Origin of the sequence: Photobacterium sp. GB-1 (genome assembly GCF_003026165.1) — a bacterium.
Classification (GTDB): Bacteria; Pseudomonadota; Gammaproteobacteria; order Enterobacterales; family Vibrionaceae; genus Photobacterium.
Genome location: NZ_PYOB01000001.1, coordinates 398,468 through 412,493, shown reverse-complemented (window position 1 = coordinate 412,493; position 14,026 = coordinate 398,468). Strand labels below are relative to the sequence as shown.

Below are 14,026 nucleotides of genomic sequence, written 5' to 3'. Positions count from 1 at the left end.
TTATCGCTATTTGTTGTGTACGAATAATGCTGCATAAATAAGTTGTAAGTGTAGCTCGACTAAATCTTGATGATTTGTTCTATATCCACCACCGATGACTGCGGCAACAGGAATATTCTGCGCTTTAGATTGGGTTAAAATATAATGATCTCGTAGGTATAGACCTTGTTTAGAAACATCAAAATATCCCAGTTCATCATGCTGGTGGATATCAACGCCGGCATCGTATATGACCAAATCGGGTTGGTGCTGAGCAAGCAGAAGAGGGAGAACACCTTGCAATGCCGTGAGGTAATCATCTGTTGAAGTGTTTCTTTCTAAAGCAAGGTCTACATCTGAATCAGGCTTACGAGCTGGGAAATTTTTATCACAATGAACAGAAAAAGTAATGATGTTGGGATCATTGGTAAGTAGTGTTGCTGTGCCGTCACCATGATGTACATCACAATCAATAATCATGACTTTGTCGATATGAGAATAAGATAAAGCATGCTTAGCTGCGATGGCTAAGTCATTAAATAGACAAAAACCACTACCAAAATCATGATGGGCGTGATGATAACCACCACTTAAATGAATGGCTATACCGTGCTCAAGTGCTAAATCAACCGTTAATTGAGTGCCACCTGTTGAGAGTAGGGTTCGAGTGATTAATTCATTACTCCAAGGGAACCCGATACGGCGCATTTTTGCTGCTGGCAATCTATTAAAGAGTAAGTCATCAACATATTCACTATTATGAATGGCCTTAATTTTGGCAATATCAGCCCTATTAGGTTGGTGAATACTTACCTTGTTACTTAATTCTGAGTGAAAAATAGCCTCAAACAGCAGTCGGTATTTATTAATAGGATAACGATGCTTTTCTGGCAAGGTTAGAGCCGAGTATTGAGAATGGTAAATCAGAGGAAGCATTGTTAGCCTTTTCTCTCTCTGTTACTGATGTCAGTTTCAATTTTTATCAAAGCAGCTTGGCAGCGGCTTATCCTACCTTCAAGGGCTAGAATTTCTTTTTGAAGCTGTTGCTGCTCAAATTGTGAAGCACAACGACTAATTAATAACTCTTTATCACGAAGCATGGCTTTTAAACGGCGTTCCCAATCTTTATGTTGATTAAGATCTTGATATATTTCATTAATTGGTCTGCGCCAGACAGCTTGATTTTTCGGCTCTTTTTTACGAATGTTTTGTGTGGCTAGTTCACGTTGGATAGCTTGAATTTGGCTCACAATTTTTTCACAGAGATGCTGTGTTCTTGCGGGTAATAAACGTCCGGCTTGTTGCTCTTTTTGTAATAACTGGAGCTCATTATGGACTTCATTGACGCAAGGGGTAAGCAACTTACTACGTGTTTTAAATAGCGTTTCGTCAAACAGAGGCTTAAAGGATTCGCCACGTTTACGGTCAACGTCAGCTGTTTGTTGTTTTAATTGTTCAATCAGTGAAATAAGACGAGATAAGTCAATCATAGAGAAACCTTGTATTACAAGCTAAGTTAGAACCAAGCTTGCCAAGCTAATTTAATTGCTAAAATTAAAACAACAGTGACAAAAACAGGTCGAATAAACTTTGCGCCAAAGCGTATTGCAGAATGAGCACCAATGTAAGCACCTAGCATTAAACATATCCCCATTGTTAAACCTAGTGCAAAATTGACTTGCCCTAAGACAATGAAAGTAACTAATGAAGTAATGTTACTGGTGAAATTCATCGCTTTTGCAAGGCCGCAAGCACGGAGCATGTCTAACCGATATAAAATCATGCTAGAAACTGTCCAAAAAGCGCCTGTGCCAGGGCCTGCAATGCCATCATAAAAGCCGATACTTGTTCCTTGAAGCCATTGCTTAAGTTTTAGCATAGGGGTGACTGATGGTAATACGTATTGCTCTTCTTTTGGCTGGGGATGCCAAATAGTATAGATAGCCACGGCAAAGATAAGCAGAGGTAAGCCTTTTTCTAGCCACTCACTACTAACTAGATTAACAATTAAGGTGCCTGTTATTGCGCCAATAAATGTAGCGATAAAGGAAGCAAGCCAAAAACGTGGTGAGAATAGGTTTTTTTTATAATAAGTCCAAGCCGCTGTTGCAGAGGCAAAGCTTGCAGCAAGTTTATTGGTACCTAAAGCAATATGTGGCGGTAACCCTAGTGATAGCAAGGCAGGGACAGTGAGCATTCCGCCACCGCCTGCAACCGCATCAATAAAGCCAGCGGCAAGGGCAATAATACCGAGTATCAGTAAGGTACTCGGTTCTATCATTTCAATCATTAATTATTCTTTTTTATTCATTTAGTTATATTCAATAACCCGTTTAAAAGGAGGCAGAGAGTCTAATAATGATTTTCCATATCGACGGGTAATAATTCGACGGTCAAGAATCACTACTCTACCAGAGTCCTGCTCTTTTCGCAGTAAGCGACCGACGGATTGAATAAGCTTTTTACTGGCTTCTGGTACTGATATTTGTAAGAAGGGATTTCCGCCTCTGCTTTCAATATATTCAGCGTGGGCTTCTTCTACTGGTGATGTGGGTACAGCAAATGGAATCTTGGTAATAATTAAATTCGTTAGTAAATCACCAGGTAAATCAAGACCTTCAGAAAAACTTCCGGTACCAAATAAGATGCTAGCTTTACCGCTTTTACAGTTTTCTTTATGTTTTTTTAGGGTTTCATTACGTGACTCTTCGCCTTGTACCAATAATTCCCATTTATTCTTTTTCGCTAGTGGGCGTAATGCATCGGCGACTTTATTCATTTGCCAATAGGAAGAGAACAACACCAAACTTGCAGTTTCACCTTCAAGGTATTCAGGTAATATTTCAATTAATAAGTCAGTAAATGCTTCGGCTTGTGGTTCCATTTTTAAAGAGGGGATCACTAATCGCGCATTATTTTGATAATCAAATGGAGATGCCAGTGCTAAAAAGCGTGTTCCATCCGTTTCTGAAACACCAGCTTGACGGCAGAAAAAGTTAAATTGGTTTAAAGCACGCAAGGTTGCTGAAACTAAAATAGATCCTGCTGCGCGACTCCAAAGTAACTGATCTAAACGATAGCCGACTTCAAGTGGTGACACTTCAATAATGTAGTCATTTTCCCGTTCAGGACTTTTTTCTATCCAACGAGCTAACGGAGCACCTTTTTTATTGTTTGGTTGCGCCATCAGTGTCCAGACTTTTTCAAGGTTTTCCACGCGCTGAAGATAAAAACCGATTTCAGTAAGTGCTTGCTCACCTAATCGAGGAATAATTTCGTTTTCTTTCGTACGCTCGGAGATTAAATCTTGGATCTTACCCAATGATTGCATGACTTTTTTACTGGCTTCTTTACAGCCTTTCGCTTCTTCTTCTAACCATTGTGGTAATTCACCATGTTCAAAACGATACACGCCATCTTTATTAAAAATAGCGGGATCAATATTATTGGCAATCTGACTCAATGTTGGAATTAAGTGCTGGATGTTATCTTGTATTGCATTTTGAAAGCGATTAGCTTTTTGATAGTCAGCGAGCTCTGCGTATTTACTTACATTTTGATTGAGTTTTTCAAGCCAACTTGCTGCGCCTTTCAAACTCGCAGCGGCAGATGAGAAGTCACGTGCGACTTGTGGCAGGTGGTGGGCCTCATCAATCACATAAATGGTTTGCTCTGGCTCAGGTAAGATAACCCCACCACCTAGTTCAATATCAGCCATTAACAAAGCATGGTTAGCCACAATAACATCCGCTTTATCTAAGTGCTCACGTGCTTTAGCAAAAGGGCATGTACGATGTTTAGGCATACCAGCATGACAGCTATGTTTATCTGCCATAATTTGCATCCAAACACGATCAGGAATTGTTGTTGGCCAACTGTCTCTGTCGCCATCCCATTTCTTTTGCTCGGTTGCCTTTAGCATTCGTTTTAGCAGATCGAGATCAGATTTTTTAGGTTTTTCTTCCCACATGGCGAGTTGAGGATCACCATCAGGTGAACAGCATGCTTCTAACTTATGGTTACAGCAATAGCGTTGACGCCCTTTGGCGAGAATAAAACTGAATTCCTTTGGGAAAATTTGATTAAACAACGGGAGATCTTTGTTGATTAGCTGTTCTTGCAGCGCAACGGTTGCTGTCGAGATCAATAGCTTTTTATTATTGAATAACGCGAAAGGGATCCCACCGAGTAAATAGGCTAAAGATTTACCGATCCCTGTACCAGCCTCAGCCACTAACATTCGATTTTTTTTGTGGTATTCCCCAGCCAGCGTTTTTGCTATTTCTGACACCAAATAGTTTTGTGCGCGACGCGGAATAAAGTTATCTAGCTGTTTTCCTAAATTCTCATAGCACTGCTTGATATCGGTTTTTACTTGGCTGTGTAACATGGCTGAAATTTCATAATGGCAGGGGACGGCATTGTAGCATGAAGTATCGGTGTTCAAAGTGAATAACGTGGAGTGAGGTGAAATTCAGAGCGTTGAACGGTGCATAATAAGTGATGTGTTTGTTTTAGTACTGACATTTAAGAAACAAAGATAACAATCTCATCAAGTATTAAAGGTGGAATGACAGGAAAGGTGTTTATAAGGAATTGATTTGAGTGATAGGAGCGATATACGGAGACAAAATAATAGTTGTATTGTGCTTTGGATCACGATTGCGAATAGAAAACTGTAATATTAAATACCATAAATGACGACTGGAAACGATCGTCCATTCAAAATGTTTTTTAAAGTTTAAATAGCTAAAATGCCTATTTTTATGTTTTGTTTTTAGTTTTTTATTCTGTTTATTTACACTTTTTAATGGTTTAAATAAAAGGAAAAGCGCCATTTGATAGTGTTTGTTATTTGTATTTCTTTGCTGTAACTGATTGAAAATTATGATCGTTTTATATTTTTTTATATTTATTTTATGAAATTTGACAAAAATATTGAACTTCTGTCAGGATGCGAGCCACGAACACCAACTCCTTGTTATTTTAGTTTTTTATTTTTAGAACTGTTGCATAACAAGGAGAAAATAAACAGGAGTGCCGGGAATGGTTCTCCATAAATAAGATAAAGAAAGGCAGTGGACTTATCATGAAAAAAACTCTTTTAGCTCTTGCTGTACTAACAGCTGGTTCTGCAAATGCAGGCATCAACCTATATGACGCAAACGGTGTTAAAGTTGACCTATCTGGTGCTGTTGAAGTTCAAGTTTATGACGGTTATGCAAAAAACGAAGATACAACAATCCGTCTGGATGACGGTGATTTATCTCTAAATGCATCTGTTGCAGTTAGCGATAATCTAAATGTTGTTTCTGGTACTGCGTTTAAATACGAAAGTAAAGAAGTAAAAAATGATGAACTATGGGCTGGTTTCTCAGGTGATTTCGGTACGCTAACATTTGGTCGTCAATTACTTGTTTCAGATGATTCAGGTATTGGTAAAGACTACGAAATGGGTCTAGAGCAAGTAAGCTTTGCTCAAACTGAAGGCGACCGTGCAATTAAGTACGTTTACGACAACGGTACTTTCTACGCTGCTGCTTCTCATAACTTAGGTTCTGATAACAAAACAGAGATCACTGATGGTCGTTTAGGTTTCCGTACTGCTGGTCTTGACGTGCGTGTATACGGTTACGATGCTGAGCGTGTTGGCTACAAAGGTCTAGAAAATTTTGGTGAAGTTGACGGTAAGCCAGTTGTTAAGCCTGGTAAAGCTGGCGATGATGTTCGTGGTTACAACCTAGAAGCGGAATACGCATTCGGTGCTGTAAACCTAGCTGCTTCTTTCGGTCAAATTAAATACAAACACTCTGATACTAAGAAAGTTCAGAAAGACTTAGATCTATACGAAGTTAACGGTTCTTACACATTAGACAAAACAACGTTCGCTCTAGGTTATGTTCACGCTAAAGACCGTCACGAAGATGTTTCTCATGACAACGTATACGCTAACGTAACGCAACAACTACACAGCAATGTTAAAGCATACGCTGAAGTTGGTTACGCTGATAACGACAAGATCTTCAACGAAGTTGAAGAGTTCGGTTACGTTGCTGGTCTAGAAGTTAAATTCTAATTATAGAGTTTACTACCAATAAGCCGCCATTTTGGCGGCTTTTTTATTACATTTTTTCTATAGCTGTTGATATAAATTGCTATAGAAAGAGTTTGATGATCCAACGCTGTATATAAGGGATGTAAAATGAAAAAAATCTTATTGCTAGTCGCATTATTTTCTGGTGCTGTTAATGCGGCAACCTTATCGGTAGGTAATAATCTTGAGTTGTTGGTTGTAGATGGTAAGGAAGTAAAATCAGGCCGCTTCTCTCATGCTGAAAGTATTGAATTATCTGAAGGCAAGCACCAAGTAGTGGTACGTTTTGATGGTGAAGTGAAGCGTGGCTCAAAAACAACAATTTATACAACGCGTCCATATCTATTTGATATTAATATGACTTCGCAAGATGCGGAAATCACCTTGCCACGTTTAACCACAGAATCACAAGCAAAAGCACATTTTGACCGCGATCCAAAATGGATATTAGAGACAGAAGGTGGTGAGAAATTATCGTTAGATGCGGTTGAACTTATTGGTGAAGGTTTTGGAGCGTATAGTGACATGCCGGCACTTGTGGCTGAATATAATAAAAACAACGGTATCATTATTGAAAACGGTAACCCTGTTGATTTACAAAAAACAGTGGTAGAAGTTGATGATAAAACAGGAAAAGTTCAGATCACGGGTGATGCGTTAACGCAATTAAAGTTATGGTATAGCAAGGCATCTAAAGACGATAAAAAAGCGTTTAAAATTTGGATGGCAGAGCACGATTTTAATTAAGACTTGCGCTACATTGTAAAAAGCAAAAGGCAGCGACTATCGCTGCCTTTTTCTATATATGTCATTTATTAATGAAGATCAGTCGTGGTGATAACGGCTATGTTCACGACATGCTTTACAGCGAGGTTGTGCTGGATCTTGTTCTAAATCACTGTATTCAATTTCTTCTTCACAATCAGTACATAAACCATACATACCGAGTTTAAATGAACAGACTGCGGCATCTACTTTTTCAAGACGAATTGCAGTATCAAAAAGAGCAGGAATGAATGATGCTTTCGCCATCGCAATCAGGTCGTTAAGTTCTGCATCATTAATCTTTGCAGGATCAGTAACTAGGCTATTGAGCTGTATTTTATTTTTTAATTCTTCCGCTAGGGTTAAAAATTCTGTATTTAGCGGGCTCTGAAATTGTTGATAATTCATGTCTACCATTGCCGTAATGATTGATTCAATAGAGAAAATTAAACATCACTGTCATTAATTATGGGGATTGATATGAAACAAGAGAGTTGCGAGAAATTTTACATATTAACGAATCCTCCCAAGTTCATTTTTAGTTTAGGTGATATTCATTTTTGAGTTGTGATTTGAATCAAGTCTTAGTGTAAATTTATATCAATAACCCTATTTTCTTTCGGTTTTTGCTAAAAAAATTATCAGATAGAATTTTTTTTTAACAAATATAAAGAAAAAAAAACAAGTTCAGTATCTTCGTCACAGCACTGTCAATTATCTTATATAAAGAAGTAGAGATGGATCATGAATTTGAAGACCCGTTTAGCGTGAAGTATTTCTGTGGTCTGTTGTTATTAATTGCTCTATCGACTTTGCCTGCGAACCTCACTTCTCTTGGGATTATATTAAACTAGGTTAGTCATATGATTAATTTGTTTTGTTACTTATTATTTGATTTATAAGTTTTAATCATCGCTATACTAACCTTATATCTTGCTTCAATATGGAGGTAGCAATGGACACAAGGAATAGCATGATAATGCGACAGAATGCCAATTTAAAAACAAAAGTTGTCTCATCTTTATATGTGGTTACAGGAGCCACCTGTGTTGTCTTAGGGGTGATAGGGATTTTTTTACCACTGTTGCCAACAACCCCATTTTTACTGCTAGCCAGTGCGTGTTTTATGCGAGGTTCACCACGTTTAAATCATTGGCTACGTCATCATCCTACCTTTGGACCGATTTTAGATAATTGGTACCAGCATCGTGCTGTCTCTTCTACCGTAAAACGTCGTGGAAACATCATGATAGTGTGTAGTTTTGCACTGTCTATTTTTCTTGTGCCGTTATGGTGGCATAAATTGATGTTGTTGGTGATGGCGATGACATTGCTCTTTTTCTTTAATAGGTTGACAGTAATTGATAAAACTATGGCTGCAGAGCTAGTTGCTGACAAGCAGGAAAACCAATAAACTGCAACAATAATTCATGACAGATAATTTTGATATTTATCTGCCGGAGTTGATGATATTGCCTGCGATTGAGTAGGCATTTTATTTCTCGCTTGATACTTATCAGCATTGTGAAAGCACGGAAACGATTATGAACCAAGAAACACTTAACTTGATTAAAAATAGTATTCAATCAATTCAAGATTACCCAAAACCGGGGATCTTATTCCGTGATGTGACGAGTTTGATGGAGCAGCCTGAAGCTTACCGTGCAACGATTGCTATTTTAGCTGAAAAGTATAAAGATCAAGGTATTACCAAAATTATCGGTACTGAAGCGCGCGGATTTCTGTTTGGTGCGCCATTAGCATTAGAACTTGGCGTTGGTTTTGTGCCTGTTCGTAAGCCAGGTAAATTACCGCGTGAAGTGATTGCTGAAAGTTACGAGTTAGAATACGGCAAAGACACATTAGAAATTCACAAAGATGCAATTAAACCTGGTGATCGCGTATTGCTTGTAGACGATTTATTGGCAACAGGTGGCACCATTGAAGCGACAACGAATTTAGTGCGTCGTTTAGGTGGTATTGTAGATGATGCTGCATTTGTTATTAACTTGCCAGATATCGGCGGTGAAGCACGCCTGCAAGGCTTAGGCTTAAATGTATATGCTATTTGTGACTTCCCCGGCCACTAAGTATAAATAGAATATTGAACAGTAAGTAAGCCAGATGTTTACTTACTGTTTATTTGCTTAATGATTGCTCTCTCAATTATCTCTTCTCTCGCTCCAAAATACGCAATATGCTAGCATTAGCGCAGGTTTCACCATCAATACACCATGTCTTAGTATTTCTCTTATTTTCTACGAACTATTTGTTTTATGGGTATCTAAAATAAGGTTTAGAGAATAATAGAAATAGAAGCGAGTGTATTCATAAGACGCTGTCTAGATAGAGTAAGGTAGTTATTAATGAGTTATCAGGTTCTGGCCCGTAAATGGCGTCCATCTCAGTTTTCTGATGTGGTTGGTCAGTCACATGTGTTGACAGCCTTAGGCAATGCGTTAACGCAAAATCGCCTTCATCATGCTTACTTGTTCAGTGGCACTCGTGGTGTGGGTAAAACAACCATCGCGCGCATTTTCGCCAAAGGACTAAACTGTGAAGAAGGGATCACTGCAACCCCCTGTGGTAAATGTACAACGTGTCGTGAAATTGACGAAGGACGTTTTGTTGATCTATTAGAGATAGATGCCGCGTCTCGTACCAAAGTAGAAGATACTCGTGAATTGCTCGATAATGTTCAGTATAAGCCTGCTCGTGGACGCTTTAAAGTGTACTTGATTGATGAAGTACATATGTTATCTCGCCACAGTTTTAATGCTTTACTCAAAACGTTAGAAGAGCCACCGGAGTACGTTAAATTTATTTTAGCGACAACGGATCCTCAAAAGTTGCCGGTTACGATTTTATCTCGTTGTTTGCAGTTTCATTTAAAGCACCTTGATCATCAACAAATTCAAACGCAATTAGAAACAGTACTCACAGAAGAAAAAGTAGAGTATGAAGCTAAAGCATTGAGTTTATTAGCGCGCGCTGCAGAAGGCAGTATGCGTGATGCGTTAAGTTTAACGGATCAAGCGATTGCTTTGGGAAACGGCCAAGTTGGCATTGATAATGTCGCGACAATGCTTGGCACATTAGACACAGATCAAGCGTTATTTTTACTTGAAGCTGTTGCGCAAGCAAATGCAAATATTGCGATGAACAGTTTACAAGAACTGGCGAATATTGGCGTTGAATGGGACAGCTTACTGCGTGAATTAGCCTGTCAATTGCACCGTGTAGCCATGTATCAAGCTTTACCTGCGAGTTTAGATGAAGCCTTGCCTGACGCTGAGCGTATCAGTTTGTTAAGCCAATTGATGACGCCACAAGATGTGCAGCTATGCTATCAAATTGCGGTGCAAGGTCGACAAGATTTAGGCTATGCCCCTGATGGTCGAACTGGACTTGAAATGGTGCTATTGCGTATGTTGGCATTTAGACCTGTTGTTTCATCAGGGATCCAGCCACAAGCGATCAATGTTCCTAGCACTCAGCCAGTCGCGGCAGTACCAGCGGCGAATCCAAACCCTACTGGGCAACAAGGTGTTTCACGCGTACAAGCGTTAAAAGCGCAGATGCAAGCCACGCATACGGAGCCTGTATCTCCAGTCGCACCGCATCAAATACAACAATCTAATGTTGCTATTAATCCAGAGATGAATATGGCGCCAATGCCACCTCATTCTGTGATGCCAGAACCTCAAGTGGGACCAGCTCAGTCAAGCGCTCAATCACAACCTGCTGCGCCACAACGTTCTCAGGAGCCAGTATCACAGGCATCGCAACCGATGAGTGCGCCTGAAATGCCAGCGGCACCTGCTGAAACATCACGTTCAGGCTCGCCAGCTAGTGGGTTATTGGCGGCACGTAATAGGTTACGCAGCCAGAAACAGCGTGGTCATGATGATGCACAGGTTTCATCGGTAAAAAAGACGCCAACGACGTCAGCTAAAAAAGTCGCTACTTCCGTATTAGATCGTGTTGCGAATAAGCAAAAAGCGATACCTACGAGTGTTTCACGTGCGATGCCGACGTCGAATCTCCCAGCACAACAGCTACAAGAGAAAGAAGATCAAGAATACCGATGGAAACCGACAGCAAAACCGGATGCTGAAGAGGCTAAAAAAGTCGATGTTGCTCCACGTGTTTTAAAGAAAGCACTAGAGCACGAAAAAACACCTGAAATGACAAAAATACTTGTCAATGAAGCGGCAAATCAGGATAGTTGGGCAAACTTAGTGACGCAGTTGGATGTGGGTAAATTAATCCAACAGCTAGCCTTGAACTCTTCTTTTGAGCAGCAAGGTGATCAAATCACATTGCATTTACGCGCAGCGCAACAGCATTTAAATGGTGAGCGTGCGAAAGAACAATTATGTAGTGCATTAAGTTCCGTATTAGGACACTCAGTCATGTTGAATATCGTACTGGGTGAAGAAGGAAAAACACCGTTAGAATTACGTGAAGAGCTGTATCAACAAAAGCTGTTACAAGCAAAACAGAGCTTAGATAACGATCAAAATGTGATGTTTATTTGTCAGCGTTTTGCCGCTCAACTGGATGAAGACAGTGTTCGACCAATTTAAAGGTTTTTAACCAGACCAAGATAGAGAGAGAAAAGATATGTTTGGTAAAGGTGGCATGGGTAACATGATGAAGCAGGCGCAACAGATGCAAGAGCGTATGCAGAAGATGCAAGAAGAAGTAGCAAACATGGAAGTAACTGGTGAATCAGGTGCTGGCCTTGTTAAAGTTACTATCACTGGTAGCCACAGTGTTCGTCGTGTTGAAATTGATGAAAGTCTAATGGAAGACGACAAAGACATGCTAGAAGATCTTATCGCAGCAGCATTTAACGATGCTTCTCGTCGTATCGAAGAAGCACAAAAAGAAAAAATGGCTTCAGTTACTGGCGGTATGAACCTACCTGCTGGCTTTAAACTGCCATTCTAATTAATGCGTACCAGTCACTTACTGGAGCATTTAATGGAAGCTTTACGCTGTCTACCGGGGGTTGGTCCTAAGTCAGCACAGCGTATGGCTTTTAGTTTGCTACAGCGTAATCGCCAAGGTGGTTTACAACTTGCAGATGCACTGAGTCAGGCTATGACTGAAATTGGACATTGCCGTGATTGTCGAACATTTACTGAAGATGATGTTTGTGCCATTTGTGAAAATCCTCGCCGCCAAGAAAACGGATTAATTTGTGTTGTTGAAAGTCCTGCGGATATTGTCGCAGTAGAAGCAACAGGACAATTTTCTGGCCGTTATTTTGTATTGATGGGGCACTTGTCACCACTTGATGGTATTGGACCTTCTGATATTGGTCTTGATCGTCTTGAAAATCGATTACAGCATGAAAATATCAGTGAAGTAATTCTTGCAACTAACCCTACGGTTGAAGGGGAGGCCACAGCGCATTACATTGCTGAGTTATGTCATGAATATGATGTACCGGCGAGCCGTATTGCTCATGGTGTTCCTGTCGGTGGTGAGTTAGAGCTTGTTGATGGTACAACGCTATCGCACTCATTAGCAGGGCGTCAGCGTTTATAGTCTGGCGAGAATAAATAAAAACCGCGCTCATATAGCGCGGTTTTTTTATGTGTTATTTAAAGCCTGTATTTTTTACAGCGAGTAAAGAATATTAGAGCCGTAGGTCAAACTGGTTAATAACAGTGAATTTTTGTTTATCACATCAATCCGACGGCTTTCTTGCGCATTCATTCTGAAAATATCTTTTACAACATTAAGTTGCTTATCATCAAAATCAATATTTGTACCAGATGTTACGTCTTTAAACTCTGTGGGCTCAGTAAGCAGATAGCCACCACTGACATCCCATTGACCGGATTCAGAAATATGAATCGTTACGGGCGTTGCTTTCTCACTATACAGCTCTAACGTCGTAATACGTGAATAGGTATGGTTAGGCAAATACACCATATTACTGCTTTGTTTTACTTTACGTAGTGTGCCTAAATTATCGAGTTGTGTTGGCTCAATGCGACTAAATGTCGTACTTTGCCATTCTCGCGACATTAGTAGCTGCTCTTGTTTGTAATCTGTTGAAAAATAAACCCAACTACAAACAGTGATAGAAATAGCAAGGATCCCAAAAGGCCAATACTTACGAATAATATGCGAGAAGGTAATAGGAGAATTTACTGGCATAATTTCACATTATCCTCATGGCTAGTCAGTAAACGTAAGGTGATGTTTTCCATTGGTACACTGCTGCTATGTAAGTAATTCAAATACAGTTGATTATTTTGTCCACCAGTGACGATGACTTCGGTTGGTTTACCTTCATCCTGATGATTTTTCAAATAATCACTGACGCAACTACTGATCATATTGTTCCAATCTTTCATCACTGGATTACTAATTGGCGTATAAATTTTTACGCCCTCAACTTGAAGAAGTGGACGAAAAGCAGCCGATTTTGGGGGCATACTTAAATTAACAACAACCGGTAATATTAAAGCGATCGCCAGTGCTATCCAACCAAGCCATGTTATCTTCGGTTTGGTTTCTATCGAGGGTGGTATCGATGATTCAGCCTCTGTTATTTGTTCAACGATCTTGCTATCTGTAACATCAACACTTGGTGTATCAAGAGGGGAAATATGTTCTGGATGCGGTAAAGTTTCTTGGGCTGCAACATTAGAATCCATGTCTTCTTCATCGACATAGGGATCGACAGTGGCAATGATTTGGTAACCACGTTTGGGCACAGTTTTTACAAATGCAGGCGACTTGGTTGAGTCTTTTAGTGCTTTACGCAACGTTGAAATAGCTTGTGTTAAACTTGAGTCATCGACTTCAAAGCCTTGTTCGCGCCAAACATAATCGTGAATACGCTGGCGAGTAATAATGAGGCTTGGATCTTCGATTAGAAGACTCAAGGCGCGGCTTTCATTACTGCCTAAACGAATTAACTCATTATTTTCTAGTTTATCAATTAAACTGTTATCGTTTGGATCAAAAATGAATCGTTGTCCGATTAAAAACTTTTTTGCGTGTGTGGGCATTTTTTAACCTTAGCAATGATCTTCTAATTATTCATTGTTCTATAAGTTTGCTGAATGGTTTCTTAATCTAAAAATATAAAACGGAATCTGAAAAAATATAAAAAATAAAAATCGTGTTATTTTAGGTTGAAATTATACCGTTTGACCATAT

The 14,026-nt window shown here is 39.6% G+C and carries 14 protein-coding genes; 7 read left to right on the top strand and 7 right to left on the bottom strand.

What is annotated here, in order from left to right:
• Positions 1–6: 6 nt before the first annotated feature.
• The 4 genes from C9J45_RS01720 to dinG are packed head-to-tail and all read right to left on the bottom strand — an operon-like array spanning position 7 to position 4,369.
• On the bottom strand, positions 7–915 hold the full coding sequence (locus C9J45_RS01720) for a histone deacetylase (protein ID WP_107259376.1): 909 nt from the start codon (positions 913–915) through the stop codon (positions 7–9).
• 2 nt (positions 916–917) lie between these two features.
• A complete protein-coding gene (gene priC / locus C9J45_RS01715; RefSeq protein WP_107245602.1) occupies positions 918–1,469 on the bottom strand; it encodes a primosomal replication protein PriC in 552 nt (183 codons plus the stop codon).
• Positions 1,470–1,495: 26 nt separating this feature from the next.
• Positions 1,496–2,269 carry a TSUP family transporter gene (locus C9J45_RS01710; protein WP_158259263.1) on the bottom strand — a complete coding sequence of 258 codons (774 nt, stop codon included), beginning with the start codon at positions 2,267–2,269 and terminating at the stop codon, positions 1,496–1,498.
• Positions 2,270–2,290: 21 nt separating this feature from the next.
• Positions 2,291–4,369 (bottom strand): ATP-dependent DNA helicase DinG, encoded by a 2,079-nt coding sequence (gene dinG / locus C9J45_RS01705; RefSeq protein WP_107259378.1) that lies wholly within the window; start codon positions 4,367–4,369, stop codon positions 2,291–2,293.
• 699 nt (positions 4,370–5,068) lie between these two features.
• Between dinG and C9J45_RS01700 the strand changes: the two genes are divergently transcribed.
• Both C9J45_RS01700 and C9J45_RS01695 read left to right on the top strand, forming a co-directional pair.
• The gene (locus C9J45_RS01700) at positions 5,069–6,055 is read left to right on the top strand and encodes a porin (protein WP_107205548.1); all 987 of its coding nucleotides are present in this window, start codon (positions 5,069–5,071) and stop codon (positions 6,053–6,055) included.
• 126 nt (positions 6,056–6,181) lie between these two features.
• A complete protein-coding gene (locus C9J45_RS01695) occupies positions 6,182–6,820 on the top strand; it encodes a DUF2057 domain-containing protein (RefSeq protein WP_107292080.1) in 639 nt (212 codons plus the stop codon).
• 78 nt (positions 6,821–6,898) lie between these two features.
• Here the strand turns inward: C9J45_RS01695 and C9J45_RS01690 are convergent, their stop codons facing one another.
• Entirely contained in the window at positions 6,899–7,246 is a 348-nt protein-coding gene (locus tag C9J45_RS01690; RefSeq protein ID WP_005370461.1) for a hypothetical protein, read from the bottom strand.
• Positions 7,247–7,817: 571 nt separating this feature from the next.
• On the opposite strand from C9J45_RS01690, the gene C9J45_RS01685 reads away from it, so the two are divergent.
• The 5 genes from C9J45_RS01685 (at position 7,818) to recR (ending at position 12,397) form a co-directional block, all read left to right on the top strand.
• Positions 7,818–8,252, top strand: coding sequence for a YbaN family protein (locus C9J45_RS01685; protein ID WP_107292079.1), 435 nt, complete (start codon positions 7,818–7,820; stop codon positions 8,250–8,252).
• Positions 8,253–8,382: 130 nt separating this feature from the next.
• On the top strand, positions 8,383–8,928 hold the full coding sequence (apt, locus tag C9J45_RS01680; protein ID WP_005370463.1) for an adenine phosphoribosyltransferase: 546 nt from the start codon (positions 8,383–8,385) through the stop codon (positions 8,926–8,928).
• A gap of 276 nt (positions 8,929–9,204) precedes the next feature.
• Entirely contained in the window at positions 9,205–11,427 is a 2,223-nt protein-coding gene (gene dnaX, locus C9J45_RS01675) for a DNA polymerase III subunit gamma/tau (RefSeq protein WP_107205552.1), read from the top strand.
• A gap of 37 nt (positions 11,428–11,464) precedes the next feature.
• A complete protein-coding gene (locus C9J45_RS01670; RefSeq protein WP_107205553.1) occupies positions 11,465–11,794 on the top strand; it encodes a YbaB/EbfC family nucleoid-associated protein in 330 nt (109 codons plus the stop codon).
• Between the two features lie 3 nt (positions 11,795–11,797).
• Entirely contained in the window at positions 11,798–12,397 is a 600-nt protein-coding gene (recR, locus tag C9J45_RS01665; protein ID WP_107205554.1) for a recombination mediator RecR, read from the top strand.
• Between the two features lie 72 nt (positions 12,398–12,469).
• Here recR and C9J45_RS01660 read toward each other — a convergent pair whose 3' ends face one another.
• Together C9J45_RS01660 and C9J45_RS01655 are read right to left on the bottom strand one after the other, a co-directional pair.
• Entirely contained in the window at positions 12,470–13,015 is a 546-nt protein-coding gene (locus C9J45_RS01660; protein WP_107205555.1) for a regulatory protein ToxS, read from the bottom strand.
• Positions 13,006–13,875, bottom strand: coding sequence for a transcriptional regulator (locus C9J45_RS01655; RefSeq protein WP_107292078.1), 870 nt, complete (start codon positions 13,873–13,875; stop codon positions 13,006–13,008). The genes C9J45_RS01660 and C9J45_RS01655 overlap by 10 nt, the downstream gene beginning before the upstream one ends.
• Between the last annotated feature and the right edge of the window lie 151 nt (positions 13,876–14,026).